Below are 25,311 nucleotides of genomic sequence, written 5' to 3'. Positions count from 1 at the left end.
TAGGTCATTAATGAAAGACATCAGGATTTATAATTTCGATAGAAGTCAGGACTTTTTGGTAATTCAATCAATCGTGTCCCATATGCGAGATGTAAAAGAATTTTACATCTCGCGATCCTGGGATCGTGGGCCTAGCGTCGTCGTTACATTTGGCGATAGCGTGGATGAAAACTTCCTATTAACGTTTAAAAGTCAAATTCAAAACGTTATGAAACAGATCCATGTATCTGATGAAGACAGTGTAAAAGTCAAAGAACAATACATGAAAAGTCTGCGTTCGATAGCGGAATTGGAACAGAAAAATGCATTTGAACAATTTAAAAACCATGGAGATATCGAAATAAGTGACAATACGTTTAGTTACTTCAATCCGGCATTGACCGAAATCATTCATAACATGAGGTTTGATTTGCAACCTGTTTTGCAGGAAATCTATTTGTATACGAATGAAAGGGATGTTCAGTTATATGACCTTTATCCTGTCTTATTCCATAATGTTTCGGAACTTTATAAAGAAGGCACTAAAAACAAAGGATATTTTTCATACATATCCCATGTTCATGGATTTCTAGAATTGGCTGGAAAACAAAGTTTGAATTTTACCGAAGATTCGTTTGAAGAAATGTTTACTAACCACTTTCCAAAGATGAAAGAGAATGAGAATGAACATTTTGAAATCATTATGAAGTGGGAAGAAGCTTGGCAATTGATTTATAAGAAATACAAGCCTCTAATTATTGACAATGTCGATAATGAGTACAACAACAATATCGACAAGACGATTAGTGAATTGGAACAAAACTTTACCAACGATTTTCACGAGCGTTTTGTTATGTACTATAAAAGCACTGATTTCGTATCAAATATGGATGCGACGACCTATCGATTTATCGTAAATGTCCTCTATCTATCCTTACCATTTTTAAGAATAAGTGCTTTGAAGAAACAACATTTAATCTATATGTCCTACCGGTTTACGGAGGAAAAATATAACCTGAAATGGAGAAAGGAGCTTGGCGTTGAAGCATGAGATTTTAAAAAATCCGATTGTTCTGTTTCGTGGGAGTGATATTTCAAAAAACTGGTACACAGATATGGCAGAAGACACAGACCATCTGAAACAGATACTTTTTGAAGTAAAAACAACTAACGAACAATTAGAACGACATATTACAAGTACGATTACTGAAATTGAAAATGTATTTGCCCAGACAAAAAATGTAGTGTACTTGAATTTAAAAAGAGACTTATTTAATAAAAGAATGGAAAAAGCCAGAAACCACATAGGTAAAGGCCTGACAGAAGAAGTGATCAACAGCCTCCAGACAGTTTTGACACTTGAAGAACAAAAGCAAAACCTTCTAATCGATTACAAAAATGAATATACAAACGTTTATTCATCAAATAGAAGCACTTTGCAAGAGAAAGTATCAAATGAAGAATTAAAGAAATCCATTACTTTCTTTAATAATACGATTTATAAAAAACTCGATAATTACATTCAAACAAATTCGGATGAACATAATAAAAAACTAAAAAAGTTAGATTTCTTCTTATTGAAGCTACTGTCCAGGGGCTCAATGAAGACAAGCCCATTTTCCTACCTAACAAAAACGGGACTTGTAAGTGAAGAGGAAAGAGCGTTTGAAAAACAAGCTTATTGTGAAATGAATCATTCAGTCATTTTAAAACTTGTTCATCAGTATTTACGAACGAATGAAGATGCGTTAGAAAAGATTCCGGTAAAAGTAGAGAATTTTGGATCGAGGGACGGCAAAGTCTATTATGTAAGCCAACAGGATATAGATCACTCGACTAAAGTGTTTGAAACGAGCGATAAGTTTGTTGAATATAAGCTGGAACAGGATCTCATCCGTTATTTTGAGGGAAAAAAACTAAAGGTGATTACATTTCAGCAATTTAAGGAAATCGCTAGCAGCATTGAAGGATATAGCGGAAAAGAGTTAAGCCTGTATAGTAAATTAATTGAGCTCAAGTTACTGAGACAACAAGTGAATATTTCCAATAACCGAGGTATCCTGCTATCGATAAATGAAATGTTCGCTAAATACGGGATCGGTGAAGAGATTAGGAAGCAACTTGAGGATTTACATGAAGAAGTTGTTGCGTTTGAAGAGAAAGACGCGATTGCGCGACTAGAAAATTGGAACAGAATACATGAGCTGGTTGATGGGATGAATGTAGAAAACAAAAAAATTGGCAATGAAGTCTTGTATGAAGATGTAATCTTTAAGCACACACAACAAGACTTAGTGACAGCTAACATAAAGCCTGCTTTTTTAAAAATACTATCCGACTTCATCCTACTCTTTGATGTGAATATTCGTGTTCAGTACGAAATTGGTCAGTTATTTAGACAAGAGTATGATGGACATATCGTCAAACTAACAAATAGCAATTTACTGAACAACGTTTTCTTCAGTAAAATCCATCATTTTTATCCTTACTACCAAGACCAAAATTATAGATATGACGGTGCAGTGGCTGAAGAAATTCACCTGTTGGATGACTTGAGAGATGCGTTCATATCCGAATTTAAAAGTCTGATGGCAGGGGTGGATTCGAACACAGATCAACTTGACTTAAATAAGCTGATTCTGAAATATACGGAACAAATCCCGCAGCATATTAAAAATGACATTGATATTTCTTATACATTATTTATGCAATACGCGGGTGAAGACAACATCGTTCTAAACGATGTGTACGATGGGCACGAGAAATTCATCTCAAGGTTTAAAGACTTTTTCGAATCAGCTTACGAAAATGAGGAATACGCGGAGTATACGAACAAAACCTTCAAGGAGAATAATTACTACGAAATTGATGAGTTATTCGGGTTTAATGGCGGTATACATGAGAGGAAAGATCTTGAAACTGCCAAGTTGGAAGTGGGATACGAGCAATTCAATAATGAAGATGGCCATAAAGTAAATGATATTCAGGTAAAGTACAACGATCAAACAAAGAAGATTGAGTTTCTAGACAATCACAATGAAGTTTGTAAAATTGTCTACAAATCGTCTCTTGTCCCTATCTTTTTACCTGGCGTTCTATCGGTCATGTTGCATTTGTTTCAATCGGGAAGGCTGAATTTCAATATCCCAACCCTTGTACAAGGAAACGACTATGTCCCGAGACTTACAATGGGCAATGTTATTTTATCCCGAAAAAAGTGGGGACTAGATTTTGTGGAAATTAATGCAATGATAGAAGCCTTTGAAAACCAAGAAGAGTTATATATTGCACTGAATGAGTACTTTAGTGAAAAAGGGCTGCCAAAAAGTTTCTTCTTGAAATACCACCGGGCAGAGGGCAGTTTTATGATAGAAAAACCGTTATTTTTCGATCTTGAAGTTCCGTTGTTGGTAAGGCTTTTCGTCAATGAGATAAAAGAAGGCGCCTATCTAGAAGAAGTATTGCCAGACGTTCAAATTCCACTGAACGAATATCTAGTGGAATATTCATTCGTAAAGGAGAGGGTAGCATGCTTAATATAAAAGTTGAAAACTTAAGAAAAAGTTACGGGAAAAGAGACGTATTGAAAGGGCTAAATTTTACCGCAGAACAAGGGGAAGTTATTGCAGTTATCGGTAAAAATGGAGCAGGGAAGTCAACCTTCCTAGAAACGCTGATGATGATTAGAGATTTCGATAAAGGAGAAGTGACTATATTCAATAAACAAGTAAAGTCTTTATCGAAAAAAGAGAGTGCAGAGATCAAGAAAAAGATTTCCATTGTTCTTCAACCGACCCATTTCTATAAAAATTTAAAGGTGATTGAATTGCTGGAACTGTTCAGAGCTTATCATGGCATTTCTACAGACTTGAATGAGGTCGTCAATAGCTTTGAGTTGGAAGAACATAAAAAAACATACTTTGACAAACTATCAGGGGGATGGAAACAGCGTGTTGCACTCGCGATTGCCTTTATGACGCAACCGAAACTCGTTATTTTAGATGAACCGACGACAGGCTTGGATCCATATATGCGCGACGTACTTTGGAAAAACATTATTAAATACAACAAGGAAAAAAACGGAACGGTTCTCCTCTCCACACATAATATGGATGAAGTTGAACGCTATTGCGACAAAGTATTACTGATCAATAACGGAATCGCCGAAGTGTTCGATACGCCTGAAAATATACTTGAAATAAGTGGTTACCAATCAATTAATGATTTTTACCTTGCAACTGTAGAAAAAAAGGAGGCAGCACTATGTTAATCACACAATTGAAATTTGATTTGAAGATGTTTTTTAGGGAGATTTTCTATCTAGCATTCACAGTGATCATTCCCCCTGCTACGTATTTATTGATGGGCCAGTTATTTTCGAAAGATGTATATGGAGACAATCTAAGTTACGTTCAATTTTATACGCCTTCGTTCATTATCTTAATCACCTTTTCAGTCATATTTTTTGCTTTCGGATTTGACCAGGTGATGAATCGGTCGCTCGGGATTGAAAAACGTATTAGTGTATCACCGGTCAATATGGGTACGATTTTACTGTCAAACATTCTAAAATCTATTCTAATTACTTCACTAGGCTTTATGACAATCACGTCGATTGGTTTAGCAATTTACGATCTATCGTTAAGTTTTGCAACATTCCTATCATCTTACGTAGTGTTCATTTTAATAAATGCAATCCTATTAACAGTTTCATCTGCTATCTACTCTTTCTTTAAAGAAATGAAGAGCGCCCTGGTGTTCTCAATCATTATGTTCCAAGTCGTTATGTTTACTGGAGACTTTACAATGCCGATTGCGGTGGCACCAAAGTTTGTTCAAGTGATTGCAAGTTTCAATCCGATTTATCATATTAACCACATTTTCATCGATGTATGGAATCAAATGTTTGTGCTCGATAAGGATTCTATCCTGTCGTTGGCGTATATTACTGCAATCTTCTTCGTTTCCTTATTAATTGTCGTAAGAAAAGAAAAAAATTAGGAGGGGAATAGGTGTGAGATGTATAAAGTATAGTTCGAATTGTCGGTACTTTTTCAGCAATGATGTGATCACTTTCATAACGAAAGAACGCAAATTTACGATTAAAGCGTCTGAGTCGGAGTACTTGGCAATTCATCGCATGTTAGGAGAAATGCATGAAGGTGTGGAAGAACAGGGTTTTAGAGAACGAAATGAAAGATATGATAAGATCATACGCCTGCTCGAAAAGGTGGGCGTAATTTATACAATTGATGCAGATAAGTTAAGAGAGCATCAGCAATCCACATACTTTCAAGTAGTCGAAATGAAAGCTTCGAACGTGGAGGAAACGCTAGATAAGATAAAGGAAGTAAAATTTGTTATCAATGCGGATTTCATGGCAAAAAATGAATTTGCTATGTTGCTTCAAGAAAATCATCTTTCGTATCAAATTATGGAGACGGATCAGGGGGATGATATCCAACTGATCTGCGATAATCACCATGAGTTTGTGAATTCAAGCCTAAACGATTATAAAGAAATCATCATCGCAGCCCTCACAAGGAATAGCCTAGGGCACTTGAATAAGGGGCAAGTAAGTCCACGTCAGATTTCACCAGCGCTTCTAGCGACATTCATGTTCTATAGTTCAATCGATAAGATTGCGGCAGAAAAAAATCACGTATTCATCATCAATGATGAATTGGAAGTGAAAAGAAAAGAGCTATTTTGTTATCAGGATAAAGAGAGTAAAGGTTTGGAAGTGACGTCGATCGATGTTGCTGGCATGGACAAAGAAGGGATTTTCGATTCTCTCAATACGCTAGAACTCTTTGTCGAAAAGTATAGTTCGAAAATCATTTCATTTAACAAAGATGAGCGATACGGGGATTACAGTCAATTGCCCCTGCAAGTGTTTACGATTCAACATTATGATGCGAATGATCGATTAGACAATATGTATTTTGCAGATTTCAGTTATGAGCGTTTGAGCAGTTTTATAGTAGAAATTGGCTTCAATGAAATCATGAAAAGAAGTTATGGCGATGCAGCTAATACAGTGATGAGTGAAGAGAAAACAATTATCCAAATGTATGATATCCCGGAATATGAGTCTGTTCTTGAGTTGATGGATGGTAGGGGATTAGAGCTTGATGTGAAAGTAGAAATGGATGCTGAAAGCCAGTATTTTATCCATATCCAAGATTATTCTAGCGATAAAACATTTACGTTCGACATGCCAATACCAAACGAAAAGTATATTCCGTTAGTGATTAACACATTTATTAGTGCAAAAGAAAATAATGTTGAGCCTAGAGTGGCATCCTTTAGCGAATTGACTAATGGAAGTACACACGATTCCGAAAAAGAAAATCAACTTGAGGAGATGAAGCTGTGATTGCAAGATATTTGGATGACATAAACGATTATAAAACGGTTAAACATGGCGAAGTATCTGTCTACGCGAAAAATCAATTCACCTTCATCGGCCCAATTCGAAAAGAGGATGGCTTTTGCCTGAATTGTTTCCGGGATCGCTTAGAAGAAATAGAGTTAAGTGATTATTATTTGAATGGCGACTCTGCATTTCTTCCGAGTGCTTTGGAGAAAAAAATAATCGAGCAGTATGTAGATGAATTACAAACGAAAAATGATCAGGATCTGCTCTACTTAATCGATTGGCAAACAAATGAAATTAAATTAATGGCGACATTTAAAAGGGGGAACTGTGAAGTATGTTCAAACGATGCGCAGCAAATCGATTCAGTAGAAGGGCGAAAGGAACAAAAATTCGACTCGTTAAATCCTCGCCAGGAATCTTGGGGAAATGTAAAAGCGAAAATCGATCGTCGTAAGCAGCTTGTTTACAACAGTCGTTTGTCAATCGTCAACAGAGTTAACCGTTCCGCCGATTCGTTTGGTCTGCCAATGGTGGAGACGGAAGTCCATCAAAATAAGGTATCACTCTTATCTTACGGCAGGACGAGTACGTACGAAAAATCCCGCTATACGTCTATATTGGAATCACTTGAGCGATATGCAACAGCATTTCCCTATAAATTGTCACCTTGGCATTTCAAAGAGGCAGAACATGACAGGATGGATCTTACCTTATCGGAGATTATGGAATTGAGTGATCTAGATAAAGGAGAGTATACGCCAAATACACCAGTGTATTACCGGGAAGTGGACGCTTTGCACAGTGATGACAAAGTGCTAATTCCGGAGCAGTTAATATACTTTGATTCTCATCATATTTCAAATGAGAAGCGATACATATTTGATAGCTCAAATGGTAGTGCATTGGGATCGACAGTAGATGAAGCAAGTCTATATGCGTTGTTAGAGCTATTTGAAAGAGATGCATTTTTAAGTACATGGTATGGAAAAATACCGCCAACAAGAATTAATTGTGACTCTATTGATTCCGAAAAAATCCAAAACTATATGATTGCCATGAAGAAAATAGGAATTAAAGTCCATCTATTTGATATATCAATGGAATTAAAGATTCCGACAATCTGGGTTCTTCTTGAAAAAATCAATCCAGGCGAGGCAGATATGGCTTTTTATACAGCCGCAGCAACATCATTTGACTTAGAAGATGCAATTGAAAAATCATTAATCGAAGCAACAACTGCCATTTCTGTATTTGCGAATGTCTTTCAAAAACAGGAATATAAGGTGAGAAAGAAAGAGCTATTAGAAGATCCTTTAAAAGTAAGTAGATTGGAAGATCACTTGCTGCTGTACTCCAATAAAGAAGCGAGTGAGTATCTCTCATTTGCGTTAGAGACAGCATACGAAATGGATTTTAGAGAAATACAACAGGATTATGTACATTTTGCAGGAAATACGAGTGATGTATTGGATTATTTTCATAGAATCGTGTGCAGAAATTCAACAAAAGCATATCGTGCTGTTACAGAGAATCCGAACTTGGAAAAGATAGGGTTTGTAAACGTGAAATATATTGTTCCTGAAATGCTGACAATGACGTTCGGTCATCAAAATCGTCGGATCGTTTACTCTAGAATTGAAAAGGCGATTAGAACCAAAGGTAGAGGCCAGCTTGATAGAAATTGGACTGAAAATGTGCCACATCCATTTCCATAAGGGGGGACCTTATGAACCGTAAATATTTAAGGAAATTTACAGATAGCCGATTTGATAATTTTCAATTCGGTGAAAAAGTGGAACGTCAACCCTATTTTTATGATGGAGAAGTTACAATGAATCTCGTTGATCTTGAGAGGAACATTCTATCGGGGAAAGGCACGGCATTTGAAAAACTGCTTTTTCATGCATTTGATATGGTGGAAGCTATCCATCGCGTTGACTTTAATAGTAAATATACCTTTCATTCATTCACTCCGAAAGCAAGAAACATTGTATCCTTAAAAGTATTGATTGTATATGAAGGGAAAGTCTATTCTTTTCATCCATTAACAAATAATATTTATAGTACTGCTAACACATTTTTTCATGAGACATCCCATAACCCTATGCTGCTGATCGTTTCCGATAATCGAATGACGCAATATTATTATGGTGAGTTTAATCAAATGCTATCGAAACTAAATGTAGGTCATGCGTTATTTAATGTGGAATACGCTTTAGATCATATACAGGAATTAAGGGATTACAAACAAGAAGTGTATGTGAAAAGTGATTCAGGGAATTTCACCGATGATCCTAATGTGTCCATCACAGTGGCTGTTGAGATACAATTGAATGGTACCAACATGAGCCGACAACTAAATGCTCCTTCAGATCCTATTTTCGTTGAAAAGATAGTAGAAGTGGCTTCCATTCCGCAATTGCCTAGCGTCTTTAAGGGGCTAGAAAGGGATAGTTTCAGACGTCGCTCTTCTGATCAACGGAAGGATGGCGATGTAATCTTCTACCGGCAGCTGCCAGAAAAAGTTTTTCAGCGTCTTTTAGAAAAGGTAGCGATGTTGCTTGAAGGAATTCCAATGAAATTATATTTGGTTTTGAATGATATTGAAAATTGGAAACCAGGTTATTACATGTTGCACAAAAACAGATTGAAGTATTTGTCGGAGACACAGACAAGCCACGAACATATATACATTATGAAGGAATATCAAACTTACACAAACTTACAAGGGTTTAATCTATGGACATTTTTAACGATTGAAGACAGTGATACGGTTCATAATCACACCCCACAATTTATCCAAATGGGTATGATTATGCAATTCATCTCGGTGTTTATGGCTACAGAAGGGTATGCTGTTCGCTGCTTGAAAAACTATGATGATCCGTACATTAAGTCCAGAACATTCATGGGAGATAACGAAGTGATTGGCTACTCAAGTGTTATTATCCCGAATCATAATCACTCAATCTCTGTTCAAGTGAACAATGCATGATAAGGAGGGGAAAAAAATGTGGGAATCAAAACATATATTTATACACGACTATCAACTTCTAGATGAGTTTTTAAAAGACGAATTGTTTCCACTAACGAAGGAATTCCGTTTAGATGAATGGTTTTATATTCGTTACTGGCAAGGGGGACCCCATATTCGCTTACGATACAAAATTGTTGCAGATAACCATAAACAACAATTTGAAGATCAACTGGCTGAGCGATTAACGGCATTCAAAAATAAGTATAGTCACCACTCATTTGAGCGTGTGGAATATGATGATCGAATTACTAAACTTGAAAATGTAAGTGATTTGGCGATTTATCCGAACTTTAGTATTCAAACTGTACCTTATGTAGCTGAATGGGACAGGTATGGCGGTGAGGCAGCCATTCAGTATTCGGAAAAGATATTTAGCAAGTCCTCGAATCTAGCGAGATATATTATCGAACAAGTGGATTGGCCGAAGCGATATATGATCGCTTTTGACTTAATGTATCACAGTTATAAAACTGCGGAAAAATTGCGGTTAATTCAATCGCAAGCTGCATTTTTCGGAAGTTATAACAATGTATGGAAAGCATTTGAGCGAAAAGACACCCATGGGCCAGTTATTGAAGGCTTAACGAGAAGACTGTCAAAGATTAGTGCACAAGACAGCGTGCCTGAAGTGTACGTCGAATATTTGCAGGCAGTAGAACAAGAATTTGAAAATATTAGCCAATCACAAACAACCTATTCAACTGAAAACCTATTCTATGTCATGGTATCGCATATTCATATGTTAAATAACCGTCTGGGAATATCACCGGAAAATGAACACCTCTTATCAAGCATTTTCTTAATGGAAAGGGAGTGTTTGAGTGAAAGTCTGGAATTTTAATAACGAGCTAAAGCAATTGTTCGTGGATTATCATTATGCTTCTATTAATGATCCAATCTATACAAGCACCCAGGCCTATAAACATTTAGAAAGAATACCGAAACCCATTGCTGGAGATGTCAGATTCTCACTCGATTATTCGTTGGATCAGGATAATCTCTTCGAAAATGCATTAATGACAAGGCATTCGTGGCCATATAAATTTCCGAACAACGTGACGATTGATGTAGACTTCTTGTCAAAGTTCTGTCAGTTGGCTTTCATTGGAAATGATAAAACGGGCCGTACATATCCTTCAGGTGGTGCCCAATATTACGTAAATATCTACTTGCTATTAAATGAGTCCAAGGTTTGTGAAAAGCTAGTGAAGCACAATGTCTATCAATTGGACATGGATAGCCAACAGATTGTCGGGCTGAATTTTACGAAATGGGAAGAGATTCAAGAAGCGTACATTCCGAAGGCAAGTGTGGAGACTGCGCAAATGGCCATCGCGCTATCAGTGAATCTGCATCATGTGTCGGAAAAGTATACCGACATTTCTTATAAACTTATACAGCAGGAGGCTGGCCATATAGGTCAGAATATTCAGTTAGTGTCGAATTACATGAACCTGAAATCACTTCCATTAGGTGGTTTTTATGATCTCAAGCTAAGCGAAATTATTGGAAATAACGAGGCTGTTTTGTACACATTCTTATTAGGGTAGGTGAAAAGAGATGTATATACTGAAACATCACTATGTATTGGTAGATAATAAGGGAATATTGTCGATAAAGAACGAACTTGAAGGGGATGTAATCTGTGCATTTAAATCAGAAGAACTTCAATTCGAGCGGTTAGAAAAAATATTATACACCGGCTTTTCAGAGAATGATTTTTCGGCGAATCACGCAAAGGAATATCATTACGTCTTAACGATTAAAAAGAAGTTTCCAAAACTATTTGATTTTTGTCAGACAGTGGATGAAAAGAATGTAAAAATTAGTATTCGGAAGAACTTTTCTACCTTTAGATCCGCATTTATTTCGAATAAGCATTTTAATAAGGTAGAAAGGTTTATCGAAAGGTATGCAGCAACAAGCGAAAAGTTCAAAGTACTTTTAATCGCTGGTGAAGATCGCTTCAATCACTTATATCATCTATTGGAGCAAGTGGCTTATGTAGACGTAGACAAGCTCTCTCGACAAGATGCGAATAATCTTGTAGAACATCCATACGAGTTAGTCATTGTAGACTTAGTCGATTACGATCTCTTTAGTGATGCAGAACATGACAAATCACGTTTGCTGATTATCAATATTGATCAAAATAATATTGAGGTTGGACCGATTATTTTTAATGAACAATTTCTACTGCCGAAATTGGAACTTGCCAGTACCGATAACTTCTCTGTACAAATGTCTGAGGAAGCTTTACTGTTCTTCTTTGTTCAACGAATATTATTTATTGTTCTGTTTGAATTGTACAATGAGATCATGGAAGATATCGGGCTCCCTTTACGGAACAAGTTCACAATCAACAAACTCACGCTAGAAGGAAGCAGTACTCCGGTAGTTCTCTATCCAAAATTAGTAAGGGACACAGTTGTTGCAAGTAAATCGTACTGATATGCGAACAAAATCTGTTCACACAATTGGATGGTACAATGAATTTCAAAAAATCAATAGAAAGGAAATGGTTCGCGCCATGAAAACGGAAATCGGGGCGAAAACCACTTCCTTTTTTTCTTGTTAAAATTTTCATTTCCCCGACTCTATCATTTATCAAGAAGACCTCGCCCTCTGCATTGCATGCTCGTGTATTCGCTTGTCTTCCGATGTAAGTGGCATGACGAACATGCCCATTTCCTCCTAAAGTGAAAAAATTGAAACTTTTAAACCTTCAAAACGTAGAACTTACTAAGACGTAAAGAGGGGAATGGTGAAAGTGGGAACAGTTTTGGGTATCGTCGCAGGCGTCGCAATCGTATTCATAGCCTATCATTTCCTAACGAAAAATAATAAGAAACTTAAACGGATTCGGAAAGAGTGGGAAACGGGGAACTTTCACGCGTTTAATGAGAATTTCCAATCGGTTTCATCTTACTGGGAGAATAAGAAAAATAGCCAATCGCACTATGATGGCGTAGATCAGTTGACGTGGGATGACTTAGCGATGCATGAAGTTTTCGAGAAACTCAATTATACGCAGTCCACTGTAGGAGCAGAATACTTATTCAATCAGCTTCGCGATATCAATCCATCGCTTGCACAGGTGCAAAATAATGAGGAGCTTTATACCTTACTGGCAAATAATCAAGAATTAAGAGAAAAACTACTTCTAATTTTGTCTAGTCTAGGAAAAAGAAATTATACAAATTCAACTTCCTTTTTTTTCGAAAATCAAAGCAACAAAATGAAACATGCATCCCTTTATATGCTACTCGCTGTAGTACCAATCGTGTCAATATTCCTTATGTTATATAGCCTAAAGTACGGGATTGCGCTGTTTTTCGGATCGTTTCTACTAAACACCATCGTTTACTATCGAAATAAATCAGCGTTAGAAAATGAGCTTTTTTCCGTCTCTTATGCAGCCGCAATCATTCATGCCGCAAAAAGCTTGGCATCCGTTAAGCATCCCGAGTTTACAACCTATGCAACCGAACTTAAAGAAAGGGTACAGCCCGTCAAAAAAGTGCTGACATTGACTAATATCGTTGCTTTTGGAAAAGAGGGTAGCGGAGAATTTGATTTTGTATTTGAGTATATACGGATCCTGTTTTTGTTAGATTTTATTTCCTATAATAAAATCATCAAAACGATAGCCAATCATCAGGAAGAATACCGTCAAATATGGGAGCGAATTGGTGAATTGGATGCAGCGATAGCTGTCGCGTTTTACCGTAAAACGCTTGATACATATTGCACACCTATTTTTAGTGATCAAGAAGAAATTGCATTCGAAAACATGGCTCATCCACTTATTGATAAACCCGTTACAAATAGGTCTACTCTTGGCAAAAACACACTGATTACTGGTTCCAACGCATCTGGCAAGTCAACGTATATCAAAGCCATCGCCATTAATGCGATTTTGGCACAGACCATCCATACGGCATTGGCGGAAAAATGGACGATGAAGCCTAGCTATATCGTGACGTCGATGGCCATACAAGACAATGTGTTAAATGGGGATAGTTATTTTATCGCCGAAATCAAATCGCTCCAACGGATAACGCAATTGATTGAAGCAGGCAAGCCATGCATGTCCTTCATTGATGAAATATTAAAAGGAACGAATACGATTGAACGAATCGCTGCATCGGCCGCAATGATGGAATGGCTTTCCGTTAACAAAGGCATAAACGTGATTGCATCTCATGATATTGAATTGACTAAGATGGCGGGACATAGCTACACTAATTATCATTTTAGGGAATCGATTGAAGATGGTGAAATCCGTTTTGATTATACAGTCCATCTGGGTCCTTCAATCACTAGGAATGCCATTAGGCTTCTTGAAATACTTAACTATCCAGCAAGTATTACGGCAACAGCGAATGGGTTAGCGCGACATTTTACGGAATTTCGTGAGTGGGAACAGATTGGCGGGTTGGTCGAAACTAGATGAAGAAAGGGAGAGGGGGATACATAAAATAGCAGGGGGTTGTTCATAGAATGAACATTATAAATTTGCTAGTAGGTATTATCGGAATAATGATAGGAGCTATTTTATTAGCTATTGGAAATGATTATGCAACTTTTCAAACTAAATTTATGTTTAAATTATGCGGTATATTGATTTTCGTAGGTTCGATTTATTTAATTAAAAGACGTCGTAATTCCAATAAAAAATAAGATGATTAAATTCAGAAGAAAAAATAGGAAGTTATCTTAAGTCTACATAATAAGGAGGGATATAAATGGATAACGGCTATTTTGTAGGTTGGGGAACACTAGCATTGATCAACGCAGGTCTAGCACAAGGGAAAAATAGAAGTGGCTTGAACTGGTTTCTTTTATCATTAGTACTAGGACCTTTCGCGACTTTCTGCCTACTGCTTGCAGAAAAAAGATAATTCGTTCTAATGGGTCTATTTATGGTAAACTATTTTGAGAGTCGAAATAATTAGGTCCAGGGGGAAATTATATGTCTACTGAAGTAAAAATCATTTTTGCGAACGATGCAATCGTTTCAAGTAACGGAGCGGTCAAGCAATTTGCAGCCAATCAAACGGCAGGTCATAGTTCCGTGTTTATCGGGGAAACGCATTATATAGTAGTGAAAGTATGTAAAGAGGCGTCACTTGAGAAAGTTCGCGTGACAGCAGGGAATATTGCCCGCGATGTAAGCGCACAAAAAGTTGGCACTGCGGTAATAGAAGAAGCAACGCTAACGAATGCATTTGCGAACTTGAATAAAGGAGCTGTCCTCACAGCGTTTGTTGAAGGTTGGCAATTAGGAGCTTATCAGTTCGTTACATACAAATCAGCTGTCACTGCATTCCAAACAACGCTGCAAGTAACAGGAGATGAAGCACAAGCATTTGTAGAAGCTGGTGAAATACGTGCGGAAGCAATGGCATTCTCACGTGACTTGATGAATGAGTTGTCTAATGTCTTAAATCCAGAGACATTCCCAGAAGTACTGAAGAAAAACTTTGAAGGCACAGGCGTTGAAGTGAATGTGCTGGATAAAGACAAGCTAGAGCAACTGGAGATGAACGGAGTCTTAACCGTCGGGCGTGGAAGTATGTATAAGCCATCTTTCGTTGAGCTTGTCTACAAAGGAGACGCATCGAAGCCGCTTGTTGCTCTTGTCGGAAAAGGTGTGACATTCGATACAGGTGGGATTAGCTTGAAAAGCGGCAAGGATTTGAGCGATATGCGGATGGATATGGGCGGCGCTGCGGCGGTTTCCGGAGCGTTGACATTGCTAGCTAAATCGCAAGCACAAGTAAACGTTGTTGCGCTCATTCCAATTGTGGAAAATAACATCGATCGTACATCCGTCTTACCAGGTGAAGTCATCACCTATAAAAACGGTTTGACTGTCCAAGTGGGCAACACTGATGCTGAAGGACGTCTCATTTTAGCGGATGCGCTCCTTCGCGCAGGTGAGTGGAAAGCGGAGTACATCGTGGATATCGCAACGCTGACAGGTGCAATCGCCAATGCACTCGGTACGGAACTAGCTGGCGTCTTTGGAGATGAAGAACTATCCGCTGACATGAAAAAAATTGGCGATCAAAATGGTGATTACGTCTGGCCGATGCCACTTGTTGAAGCATATGACAAAACGCTAGACAGCGACTATGCGGATATGAACAATATTAGTTCACTAACAGGAGCGGGCTCCATTACTGCAGCGTTATTCCTTCGCCGCTTCGTTCCGAAAGAAAGTAAATGGCTGCATGTTGATATGGCAGGCCTGATGAGTAAAAGTAGCGCTTCAGGCTACTATGCTAAATCTGCAACTGGCTATGGTGCACGATTATTAGCTGACTTTACAACACATGTTTCGAAATAAATGAACAGTGAACAGGGTACGATTAGGGTACCCTGTCCACTGTTTTTATTTACTTTCTTCAAGTGCTTGATGATTTTTAGCGTATTAAATTACTATTTCTTCAGCAGTCAAAAAATGGAATCTGATGCATTTGATGTACCAAAATCTAGTTTTTATTATTTATTTTCAAACATCTCTATCATCAAATCTCTGTCACCTTTTTTATAAGTGAACTGCTCAATTCCATCCTCTCGGAAAATGGCGGTGCCTGGGATTTCAATCTGCATACTGTCGCCATCTTTTTTCACATAATCCGCATAAACCGTAAAGTTATAGTTCGTTGGTGTGACCTCGTTTTGCTTCACATCAATCTTGGTGGTTGTTAGTTGAAAATCGTTTTTATCGGCTGCCCAGTGGAACATAAGCGCAGTTGAAGTGTTAATGAATTTTTCATAACCACTATCTGTAAAATAAGGCTTGAAAGTATCCGCTATGTAACGGTTATAATCATCAAAGTCATCAAGGTTATCTAAGATAGCTTTCACCTCATCATTCGGGACATTCAACTCATGCTCTAGTACTGTTTTCACAATGTCTATATTCTTATCCTCTGGCTCGGTTTGTGAACAACCCACCATCCATACGCAACTCACAATAATAAGTAGGGCTATATAATTTTTGAATGATTTTTGAAACATCTTACTACCCACCCCTTTCAACTCTACTTATTCTACGAAACATTTCGGGGGGGGTCACTATTCTGAACATTTATTCAAGAAATTAGAAATCCCCTTATCCATCAGAAGCGATTTGCATCTGAAGGGTAAGGGGATTTTTTATTGTCCAGACTCCAGGCGCCAGCCGCTCGAGTCGCTTCAGTAGGGAGGGATTGAAGTACATCCCTCCTCCTTGTTGATAAAGGCAAAGGACGCCTTTATCAGCAAGTCTTCCAGCAGGGAAGGATTGAACTTCATCCTTCCTACTTGTCGCGTCTAACAGGCGCCCTGCGCTTTTTTTATTCACATATAAGAATTTGCCTAGAAAACGTACCTTTTTTCGCGACACAACGATCGATTATGTGAAAACCTGCTTCTTCAATCATATGGTCAATTGTATCAATCGTGACAATGACAACTTTCTTAGTGAAACGGCGTGCTTCTTTAATAATCTCAAGCTGCTCGTCGGCCGTAATATGGGTGAATAAATTATACGGCATATCAATGATGGTGACGTCGTATTCGTCATTGACCTCTGCGATAGGGCCAGTAGTCACATCGCCTTCAAGTCCGAAATGAGCAATGTTTTTTCGAGATCCCAACACGACACGTCGGTTAATATCCCGACCTACGATGTTGATGCCCATTGATAAGGCTTCCACCAATACTGTTCCAATGCCGCAACAAGGATCGATGGCGCGAACCCCTTCAGGATGTGGCACTGCAATATTGGCAACTGCTCTCGCAACCCGCGTGCTCAAAGCAGTCGAATACATATGCGGTTTTTGCTGGTGATGAAACCAAATGTTATCGCTAATTGCCAGTTTGCCGAAATACCATTTGCCATCCAATGTGACGACGCCAAATACCATTTCGGGCTGGTCCAAATCAGGCTCGCCATTCATTCTCAAGCCGATTTCTCGTTCGATTTTACGTCGCTCAGGATGCCCGATTTTTTTCGTCGCATCCAGATCAGCCGTATTCAAGCAAACGACTTTAAAGGTAGATGCGCCTAAATCGAGTTGTTCAACTTGCTTCGTGATCTCTTCTAGCTGTTCACCCGCATAGAGCACTTCAAGCCGCTCGTTCATAAACGGGCTGCGATTCGGGTCAATGGCAATCGAACTTTTCAAGACGTTCGAAGAAGTATCGAATCCAAAAAACGACCGCATTTCCAACCGACACAAATCATGCTCATCCCTATGCCGGATATAGGTGTAAATAAATTCTTTGTTGTTCAATTAATTCCCATCCTTCATTACGCTACATCAATTGCCTCAAGCATGTTGAAGACGAAGCGATAAATCATGCTATAGACCTCTTCAAATGATTGTACTTCGTTAAAACCTTCCACATAATCCAACGCAAAATTGACGTCCCACAGTCCGTCTTCGCCGGAAAACATGACACTGTATTTTGCGCTGTCGCCGTGCAAGTTGTTATCTAGGTAAGTTTTAATGTCTGTCCCAAATTTCTTTTGCAATTTCAAACCGAATAAGGCTGTATACGTTTGAAAGACATCATCGAATTCAAGCGCAACTGCATCGATGCGAACGACTTCGAAAATATTCGATTCTGCATAGACGAATTCAGCAGGGTGAGTCTTTAAATACGAGACTGCCTCTTTCAAATAGCCACGAGCTTCCGAGCCCATTAACTCTTCGGTCTCTTTATCGCAACGTTCCAGAACGTTTGCATAAAACATTTTCTCGGTAGCAGTTACACCCTTGGGAAGCAATTGATGCTTCTCGGCAAATTCTTTTTCAATGTCGAACAACTCAATGTTGTTCGCGCGGGTATTATCAGCAATATATTGTTCCATTTGTTTTTTTAACAAAACAAGCCAGCTCCTTCAATTTGAGAGAAATCATATTTCCTTATCTTACAGTATAACTGGCATTTTGCATAATAAGCCGTATAGCACTACGTTTGTTGAGTAACCGTCAGGGATTGAAGACCTTCATTTCACTGGGCCATTTTGGTCCGCTTTCGACGAAAGTGTGGCTAGCAATGACGTAGTCATTGCTAGCCACACTTTTTTCAGTCATCTTGTTGTGAATAATTGCCTGTCGCGTACCTACAATGTTCAAGTGAAAAATAGATGACTTTCTACAAAGATTGTAAGTGCCCGAAGATGCAATTTCGGGTACTCGGACACGTTGTACAATGATTTTCTTATTTACTTTAATCTAATCATGTGATGCCTTTTAGAAGGAGATACTTCTTTAATTTAAGAAAAGAAAAAAATAGAGAAGGCCTTAGCCGTCAAAATTTCATCTTTGGCGGCTCATCTACAGGTTAGAAGCCAGCTATTCTTTCGTCCCAAAAAGCTTCAGTACTTCTTGTACCTGCGCTTTTGTAGAGCGACGGTTGAAGGATCACCGTACGATTACCGGAAAAAGTGTGTAGGGATGCGACAAAGTCGCATCCCTACACATCCAGACATCTCGGTAATCGTATAGAAGTCTTTCAATCCAAAGTGATTCAAAAGCATCTATACACGTAACGCCCAGTGTGTAATCAAGTTATATACTGGTTATTTTTAGTTAATCAACAGGGGTGGTATAGCACCTTAGATACGTTGACTTTTTGTCAATGTTTTTCACCGAACCCACACCCTTTGTCAATTTCACCAATATAATGTGAAAAATAAGAGGTGTTGCATGGTGACTTGGTTAATCATTACAGCATTTGCTGTTTCATCGAGTATAGATAATTTGGGTGTCGGAATGTCTTATGGAATTCGTAACATTCACATACGCTTAGGTGCCAATTTGTTAATGACGCTCACTTGTTTTCTCATGAGTATTGGGGGAATTACGTTTGGTGTTTGGCTCTCTACTATCCTGCCCGGCATGATGCCAATGATTTTTGCGGCGATTTTATTAATTGTCATCGGTATTCGTGTCATTCTGTTGGCAAAACCGAATCATGTAGACCATTCAAAAGAGAATACGAGTATGAAAGAAATATTAAGAAATCCTGAGATGGCCGATGTCGATAAATCTGGACATATTGGTTGGTTTGAAGCGATATTTCTAGGTGTGGCATTATCCGCGAATGCGTTAACAAATGGATTAGGCGCTGGTTTACTCGGTCTTTCGCCCCTTGCCATTGCGCTAACGGCTGCAGTCGGCAGTTTCATCAGTATTTGGGTGGGCGTCAAGCTGGGGTGCAGATTGGCAACTGTGCGTATTGGATCATATACTGTGGGGCAATTTGGAACGATACTAAGTGGAATTATTATCCTAATCATTGCTTTTACAGCATTTTTTCGACTATAACGTTGACGAAATGTCAAATTGGTTATACACTGCCCGTAGCAAATAAAATCTGGGAAGTTCAGTTGGAGGGGAGTGACGTTAATGGCAGAAGAGACAAAAAAGACTACCCTCGGTTTAAGGCTAAGGGTATTATTAAAAGAGCGCTCGTTGTCCATGCGAAAACTGAGTGAACTCACCGACATTGATACAGCAACCATCTCTCGGATTATTAATGGGAAACGGAAGGCAAACCTTCATCATTTGGAGCGGTTTGCCGATTGCCTTGAAGTACCAATAATTGATTTGTTTGAGGCTGCGGGTTATCGGATTGAACAGAAACAGGAAAAAACAGATGATGTGAATCTTACATATGTGAACTTGATTCAGGGTCTAGCGAATTCAGATGCATCTGTACAAGTTGTGGAGCAGCAATTGGCGAATTACGAACTCTATTCACAGACGGCGGAAGGTAAGAGCAGTATTTTAGAGAAGTTTGAGGAAAAACTTGAAAGTGTGGGCAGTATTGGGCCACTTGTAAATGAGATGAAGAACTTATTCGAGAAGTTTCGTATGAGTAAAGGGTCGCCTAGTGAACTTACGCTAATTGGCGGCGCACTATTGTATTTTATCATTCCTGTTGATGCCATTCCGGATTATCTATTTGCGGTTGGCTACTTAGATGATGCATTTGCTGTACAACTTACAGCGAATACATTAGAAAAGAAATAATAGATAGTTGTGTTAGAATATACAAAGATAGACGAATCACCATGGTGTTATTGACCTTAAATAGTTAGATGATAGGTGGATGTCAGTATGAAGAGAAGAGACAGAAAAAAGTTGAAGCGTAAGGGACTTAGAAAATTTTTCTTAGTCACTGCAATTATTCTAGTAATCGGGATTGTTTATTGGATTTATCAATACCAAAGCGGATTGTCTCTTGCGGGGAATGGTCTAAAAGATGACAAAACAGATTTCGAGCCATTTGAGGGAGAGGACCCGCAATTTGGGGAGATTAATGTCTTACTTTTAGGGAGCGATGCACGGGGAGATGAGGATGCACGTTCAGATTCCTTAATGATTGCCCATTACAATCAAACAACAAATGACGTGAAACTCGTGTCGATTATGAGAGATGTCTATGTAGATATCCCTGGGTATAGCAAACAAAAAATCAATACAGCTTTTGCCTTAGGCGGTCCGGAATTAGTTCGGAAAACGATTAAAGAAAATTTCGATATTGATGTACATTACTATGCAATGGTTGACTTTGCCGGATTCCCCAAAATCATTGACGTAATAGCTCCAGATGGCATTGAAGTTGATATAAAATCTACCATGTCTCACGGAATTGGCATGACATTAAAGCCAGGAAAACAAATATTACATGGAGATCAGCTACTCGGCTATGTACGTTATCGTAATGATATAAAAAGTGATTTTGGACGAGTAGAGCGGCAGCAAGAGGTTTTGTCCAAAGTGAAAGAACAAGCTGTTAGCATCCATAGTTTGATAAATTTACCAAAAATATTAGGTGTTGTAAATCCATATATTGATACAAATGTTGATAATAAAACCATCTTGACAATCGGCAAAGGCATGCTTGCTGGGAAAAGCAAAAAGATGGAGACGTTACGGATACCGCTTGAACATTCATTTGTAGATAAACGTGTGAGTGGCGTAGGAGAGGTTCTTAGCATTGATTTAGAGGAGAACAAAAAAGCTCTACAAGATTTTTTATTACCATCTGATGAAGTGAGTAGTACGGAATTGGAAGAAGACGATCCACAGAATTAGAAGATGTCCATTAAAAAAATGCGCGAGTGTCCCTGACACTCACGCATTTTTTTACGCCTGCATTTTTTTCGGTAATCGTATGGTGTTCGTTCATCCGTCGCCATCCAAAAGCGGTTATGCTCTTCTGTCATCGTCTTATCTATTGTTATTCTTGGAAATGTCTCTTTCTATTCAGTGTTACTGGGTGAAAAGTGAAGAAGGAGCATATTGTGAAGTGCGCAAAAGTGCCTGAAATTGTATCTTCGGGTACTTTCACTCTTTATAGAAAGTTATCTATTCTTGCTTTACAAGTAACGGGAATTTTCACTGACCTAATGTAGGGACGCGACGGGTAATGGTTCACAATAAAAGGATTGAAAAGGGTATGGCTAGGAACGACGAAGTCATTCCTAGCCATACTTCCCTTCAATTCCTTTTAACTATCGTGAAACATTTACCTAAAGCGAACCGAAAATGAATAAGTGAGAAAGAAAGTTCTTCTGTCTCTTACTCATTAAAACGGTTAATCAACGGACGTACATTTTTTTACTTGTTTTCATCGTCATACCAAGGATTTAAGTGGATCAATACTTCATCTACATCGTCATGATGCTCCATTATGGTATCCCGAATGGTTCGTGAAACATCATGTCCTTGCTGAATCGTTAATTGCCCATGGACACCTATGCGTAAATCCACAAGGATATAATGGCCGTGTTCACGGGCACGTAGGCGGTCAATCCGTTTCACTTGTGGAATAGTGAGGATGAGAGCAGCAAACTCATCCAATCTTGGTTGGCTGATATTTTTCTCCATCAGTACATCCATAGCTTCTCTACCCATTTCATAAGCAAGTTTGAGGACTAATACTGATACGATGATCCCCGCAATAGGGTCACCATATGACAGGTAGTGGAGATCATATATATCCCCAATGAGTGCAAGCCCAATCCCCAAAACAGCCGCAAGGGAAGCATAGACATCGGCAAGATGGTCATAGGCGGTTGCGATCAGCCCTTTGCTGTTCGTCAATTTTCCTAGTCGAATGGTATAGATGTATAAGGCTTGCTTCCATACAAGGGAGATGAAAGCAGTGAGTAATGCCAGTAAGCTTGCTTGGGCTGGCTCCTCAAACAATGCCGAAACAGCCTCGTACGCAATATAAATGGCGGCTAATCCTAAAATGATGGCTACAATCGCGGCGCTAATGACTTCGGCCTTTCCGTGGCCATAAGGGTGATCTTCATCAGCAGGACGTTTCGATATCCGCATGGAAGTTAATGCGGCCCCACTTGCAATGACGTCGCCAGCGTTATGGAAACCATCTGCTAGCAGAACGGGACTTTTAAAGAGAAAGCCGACGACTAGTTTGAGGATGGTTAACAGGATATTGCTGATTAAACTAATCCATACCGCTATGATTGAAGCACTTGCATAATCCTCTTTTTTCATAAAAAACGACCTCTCTCTAACATCTTTCCCCCGGGAAACAAAAACCCTTGACTGGTTTTGGTCAAGGGTTTGGGGTGTTTACATTAAATTTTAGGTTTACTACAATCATACGGATCACTCGCTCAAATAAGACGTTTTTTGATTATAACACTGGCAGATGGCTACAGCAAGCATTAGGAAGGATCCTCTTTATGACGAATCAAATAGTCAATCGTCAAAAACGGAATTGAACATAGCCACATGTCATGCTGTGCACGCAATGTCCCGTCTTCTAGTTCACGGACAATGAAATTCTCTTCGATGGGTAGTTTAAATAGATGGTTAGCTTTCCAGGTTAAATATATCCCTGCATCGGAATGGGGTGAGCTAGACTTTTTACTCGTTAGTTGCAAATCGTTACCCATCTGATGTAATTCTAATATCCCCGTCATCGTTGAAAAGGGGAGCGGCAGCGCGATATTCATATACGTTCGATCTGCATTTGTATGTTCCGCATACAGGGCAACAAACGCAGTGTCCTTTCCAACTTTCCGCAACCAAGCCCTAACGTTTCTCCTTCCATCGACCTCATCATGAAGCGCAAGCACATCACCCGTCATTTCAACTTGTCGATTATGGAAAGGCAAATTAATTTGCTGTGTTTGTCTACTCAGCAGCGTGTAAAGAAATGCGAGTGGTTTAAACCAGGTGTGCCATTTCACCGTGGCGAATAGCTGATAGTCCATTGTATGTTCATAGAAATCAATAATGCGCGACGATACGGTTAGTGGTGAATGGACACGCATATCGTCAACGAGCCCTGCATGATTATTCTTCATCCGCTTATCCAAAATCTGTTCGCCAATTTTCCATTTTGCCCGAATGGAACTAACAGGAAATGTAGGCGCAGTGAAAGAGGGAGGAGGAACGGACAAGGACCACCCGACAATCCCGAACAAAGCAAAGGCGATGCAATTTAGCACCCCGTGAAAACGGAGCATGAAATCAATATTGACAGATGTTAGGCCAAAACCGTTGCCGAGCGCATACAACAACGAAAAGACAATCGTCACGCCAAGTGCACTAAAGGACATCCGGGTCAGCCACTTCTGCAATGTGTTGGCGAAAGGTGCTTTCCAGGCCATGAAAATTAGCCCGCTTAAACCAGCGATATATAACACGACCGACAGTAGCTCAATCCATCTGGAAAACGTTATACCAACTGCCACAACCATAGGCGCCACAATGATAGTCGCACAGACAAAGCGATACAATGCGGTTTTGTATAGTCTGCCCAATAATCCGATGAAAATTGGCAGCAACAATGCTGAGTAATGAAAATGGATAGCTGTCAACCAAGTGATGAGTGGGCTAAAGCCCGTATCAATGTCGGCCACATAGGCGAAAAACCAACCGCCGCCAAGCGCTACATAGATCAGCCCGATATCAATCGAAAACTCTTCTAGATTGGTGAACCCTCTGCCAAGAAAACGTGATAAGCCATAAAGGGCAATGACAAACGTAAATAATAGATACACCGCCGCGAACAGAACATCCCACTTCGAAGCCGGCATAATTTGTAACCATGCAACGGCTAGATAAGCCGGTATTGCAAAATATGTATACCGTTTAGCAAACCAATCATCCTTCACCCATATTAGCCTCAAAGCAATTGGCATATAGACAAGCTGCGCAGCGGTTAATAGGAGGAATGGCCATGGCGCTACGGCGAAAAATGATACAGCCATAAGTAGTACAACATGGACTATCGCAAAATTATGTATCTTCATCAGCAGAAAACGTCCCTTCATAAGAAAATACTGTGCCGATTAAAGGATTACGTACAGTGACATGAATGTGATAATGCGCCTGTTCTTCATCATATCTTTCCGTAACTGTTGCAAGCCCTTGAAACAGTCGAGGTAATGGAATTTCCAGTTTGCCCAGCACAAGTCGCTGTCCTAATGATTTAATCGTCAAACGTCCATCATCTGACACGTGTAAAGCTAAATCGGAATAAAGAAGATGCGGCTCACCGAGATAATCCTGAATGACTGACCGCTCCGCATCAAGACTCATAAGTGCATTGAAGTAGCGACTTTTCTTTCCGAATTGAAAAATGCGTTCCCAGTGCACTTGGCTTTCACCCGTATCACCGACAAATGCACGATTTTTAATGGCAAACGGAATGTCCTTCCCATGTTCAGGGAACAACAATTTCCATCGTATGCCCAACCGAAAAAGCGGGTACAGCCATTTAGGACCGCCTTGAATTTCTTTCATAGTGCCTGATGCTTTGAAGACAGAACCAATTGGCAGATTGTAACGGTGTTGAAGCATCGGGTGCAGTCGGTTGAAATCGTGCCCCATCACTTGTTTATAAATCGACATGA

24 protein-coding genes are annotated in these 25,311 nt (G+C 39.2%); 17 read left to right on the top strand and 7 right to left on the bottom strand.

From position 1 onward, the window contains the following. Nucleotides 1–10: 10 nt before the first annotated feature. The 14 genes from ACIQ0H_RS17945 to ACIQ0H_RS17880 all read left to right on the top strand — a co-directional run bounded on the left by ACIQ0H_RS17945 (nt 11) and on the right by ACIQ0H_RS17880 (nt 15,753). Complete coding sequence (locus ACIQ0H_RS17945; protein WP_403417749.1) at nt 11–1,030, top strand: hypothetical protein; 1,020 nt, start codon at nt 11–13, stop codon at nt 1,028–1,030. Beyond that, complete coding sequence (locus tag ACIQ0H_RS17940; protein WP_403417746.1) at nt 1,020–3,521, top strand: lanthionine biosynthesis protein; 2,502 nt, start codon at nt 1,020–1,022, stop codon at nt 3,519–3,521. Before ACIQ0H_RS17945 ends, ACIQ0H_RS17940 begins: the two co-directional genes overlap by 11 nt. Then, on the top strand, nt 3,509–4,249 hold the full coding sequence (locus ACIQ0H_RS17935; protein ID WP_403417744.1) for an ABC transporter ATP-binding protein: 741 nt from the start codon (nt 3,509–3,511) through the stop codon (nt 4,247–4,249). The genes ACIQ0H_RS17940 and ACIQ0H_RS17935 overlap by 13 nt, the downstream gene beginning before the upstream one ends. Continuing rightward, nucleotides 4,243–4,980 (top strand): ABC transporter permease, encoded by a 738-nt coding sequence (locus ACIQ0H_RS17930; protein ID WP_403417741.1) that lies wholly within the window; start codon nt 4,243–4,245, stop codon nt 4,978–4,980. Before ACIQ0H_RS17935 ends, ACIQ0H_RS17930 begins: the two co-directional genes overlap by 7 nt. Before the next feature lie 13 nt (nt 4,981–4,993). After that, nucleotides 4,994–6,358: a hypothetical protein gene (locus tag ACIQ0H_RS17925; protein ID WP_403417738.1), complete on the top strand. Its 1,365-nt coding sequence runs from the start codon at nt 4,994–4,996 to the stop codon at nt 6,356–6,358. After that, complete coding sequence (locus ACIQ0H_RS17920; protein ID WP_403417736.1) at nt 6,355–8,076, top strand: YcaO-like family protein; 1,722 nt, start codon at nt 6,355–6,357, stop codon at nt 8,074–8,076. Before ACIQ0H_RS17925 ends, ACIQ0H_RS17920 begins: the two co-directional genes overlap by 4 nt. A gap of 11 nt (nt 8,077–8,087) precedes the next feature. After that, entirely contained in the window at nt 8,088–9,356 is a 1,269-nt protein-coding gene (locus tag ACIQ0H_RS17915; RefSeq protein WP_403417733.1) for a hypothetical protein, read from the top strand. A 16-nt stretch (nt 9,357–9,372) separates the two neighbouring features. Continuing rightward, nucleotides 9,373–10,239: a lantibiotic dehydratase C-terminal domain-containing protein gene (locus ACIQ0H_RS17910; RefSeq protein WP_403417731.1), complete on the top strand. Its 867-nt coding sequence runs from the start codon at nt 9,373–9,375 to the stop codon at nt 10,237–10,239. Beyond that, a complete protein-coding gene (locus ACIQ0H_RS17905; protein WP_403417728.1) occupies nt 10,220–10,948 on the top strand; it encodes a SagB/ThcOx family dehydrogenase in 729 nt (242 codons plus the stop codon). The genes ACIQ0H_RS17910 and ACIQ0H_RS17905 overlap by 20 nt, the downstream gene beginning before the upstream one ends. 10 nt (nt 10,949–10,958) lie before the next feature. Beyond that, nucleotides 10,959–11,849, top strand: coding sequence for a hypothetical protein (locus tag ACIQ0H_RS17900; RefSeq protein WP_403417725.1), 891 nt, complete (start codon nt 10,959–10,961; stop codon nt 11,847–11,849). Nucleotides 11,850–12,168: 319 nt separating this feature from the next. Beyond that, on the top strand, nt 12,169–13,854 hold the full coding sequence (locus ACIQ0H_RS17895; RefSeq protein WP_403417722.1) for a MutS-related protein: 1,686 nt from the start codon (nt 12,169–12,171) through the stop codon (nt 13,852–13,854). A 47-nt stretch (nt 13,855–13,901) separates the two neighbouring features. Further along, nucleotides 13,902–14,081, top strand: a complete 180-nt coding sequence (locus tag ACIQ0H_RS17890; RefSeq protein ID WP_403417719.1) for a hypothetical protein — start codon at nt 13,902–13,904, stop codon at nt 14,079–14,081. Between the two features lie 65 nt (nt 14,082–14,146). Beyond that, the gene (locus ACIQ0H_RS17885; RefSeq protein ID WP_403417716.1) at nt 14,147–14,302 is read left to right on the top strand and encodes a hypothetical protein; all 156 of its coding nucleotides are present in this window, start codon (nt 14,147–14,149) and stop codon (nt 14,300–14,302) included. A 71-nt stretch (nt 14,303–14,373) separates the two neighbouring features. Then, nucleotides 14,374–15,753 carry a leucyl aminopeptidase family protein gene (locus tag ACIQ0H_RS17880; RefSeq protein ID WP_403417713.1) on the top strand — a complete coding sequence of 460 codons (1,380 nt, stop codon included), beginning with the start codon at nt 14,374–14,376 and terminating at the stop codon, nt 15,751–15,753. 155 nt (nt 15,754–15,908) lie between these two features. Here ACIQ0H_RS17880 and ACIQ0H_RS17875 read toward each other — a convergent pair whose 3' ends face one another. The 4 genes from ACIQ0H_RS17875 to ACIQ0H_RS17860 form a co-directional block, all read right to left on the bottom strand. Continuing rightward, entirely contained in the window at nt 15,909–16,430 is a 522-nt protein-coding gene (locus tag ACIQ0H_RS17875; protein WP_403417710.1) for a hypothetical protein, read from the bottom strand. Between the two features lie 94 nt (nt 16,431–16,524). Then, nucleotides 16,525–16,755, bottom strand: coding sequence for a hypothetical protein (locus ACIQ0H_RS17870; protein WP_403417708.1), 231 nt, complete (start codon nt 16,753–16,755; stop codon nt 16,525–16,527). Beyond that, a complete protein-coding gene (locus tag ACIQ0H_RS17865; RefSeq protein ID WP_403417705.1) occupies nt 16,748–17,689 on the bottom strand; it encodes a TRM11 family SAM-dependent methyltransferase in 942 nt (313 codons plus the stop codon). Before ACIQ0H_RS17865 ends, ACIQ0H_RS17870 begins: the two co-directional genes overlap by 8 nt. Nucleotides 17,690–17,706: 17 nt before the next feature. Continuing rightward, nucleotides 17,707–18,285, bottom strand: coding sequence for a branched-chain amino acid aminotransferase (locus ACIQ0H_RS17860; protein ID WP_403417702.1), 579 nt, complete (start codon nt 18,283–18,285; stop codon nt 17,707–17,709). 805 nt (nt 18,286–19,090) lie between these two features. On the opposite strand from ACIQ0H_RS17860, the gene ytaF reads away from it, so the two are divergent. From ytaF to ACIQ0H_RS17845, 3 genes are all read left to right on the top strand, one after another. Then, nucleotides 19,091–19,732 (top strand): sporulation membrane protein YtaF, encoded by a 642-nt coding sequence (ytaF, locus tag ACIQ0H_RS17855; RefSeq protein WP_403417699.1) that lies wholly within the window; start codon nt 19,091–19,093, stop codon nt 19,730–19,732. 81 nt (nt 19,733–19,813) lie between these two features. Further along, entirely contained in the window at nt 19,814–20,440 is a 627-nt protein-coding gene (locus tag ACIQ0H_RS17850; RefSeq protein ID WP_403417696.1) for a DUF1232 domain-containing protein, read from the top strand. Between the two features lie 87 nt (nt 20,441–20,527). Beyond that, nucleotides 20,528–21,508 (top strand): LCP family protein, encoded by a 981-nt coding sequence (locus ACIQ0H_RS17845; RefSeq protein ID WP_403417693.1) that lies wholly within the window; start codon nt 20,528–20,530, stop codon nt 21,506–21,508. Nucleotides 21,509–22,033: 525 nt separating this feature from the next. Here the strand turns inward: ACIQ0H_RS17845 and ACIQ0H_RS17840 are convergent. The 3 genes from ACIQ0H_RS17840 to ACIQ0H_RS17830 all read right to left on the bottom strand — a co-directional run bounded on the left by ACIQ0H_RS17840 (nt 22,034) and on the right by ACIQ0H_RS17830 (nt 25,309). Beyond that, on the bottom strand, nt 22,034–22,939 hold the full coding sequence (locus ACIQ0H_RS17840) for a cation diffusion facilitator family transporter (protein WP_403417690.1): 906 nt from the start codon (nt 22,937–22,939) through the stop codon (nt 22,034–22,036). 173 nt (nt 22,940–23,112) lie between these two features. Beyond that, nucleotides 23,113–24,708 (bottom strand): YndJ family protein, encoded by a 1,596-nt coding sequence (locus tag ACIQ0H_RS17835; protein WP_403417687.1) that lies wholly within the window; start codon nt 24,706–24,708, stop codon nt 23,113–23,115. Then, entirely contained in the window at nt 24,695–25,309 is a 615-nt protein-coding gene (locus ACIQ0H_RS17830; protein WP_403417684.1) for a DUF4166 domain-containing protein, read from the bottom strand. The genes ACIQ0H_RS17835 and ACIQ0H_RS17830 overlap by 14 nt, the downstream gene beginning before the upstream one ends. Nucleotides 25,310–25,311 lie beyond the last annotated feature (2 nt).

The sequence above is a fragment of the Sporosarcina sp. NPDC096371 genome (assembly GCF_044762865.1).
Lineage (GTDB): Bacteria > Bacillota > Bacilli > Bacillales_A > Planococcaceae > Sporosarcina.
The sequence above is the reverse complement of the archived record's forward strand: the minus strand, read 5'-3'. Positions and strand labels throughout refer to the sequence as shown.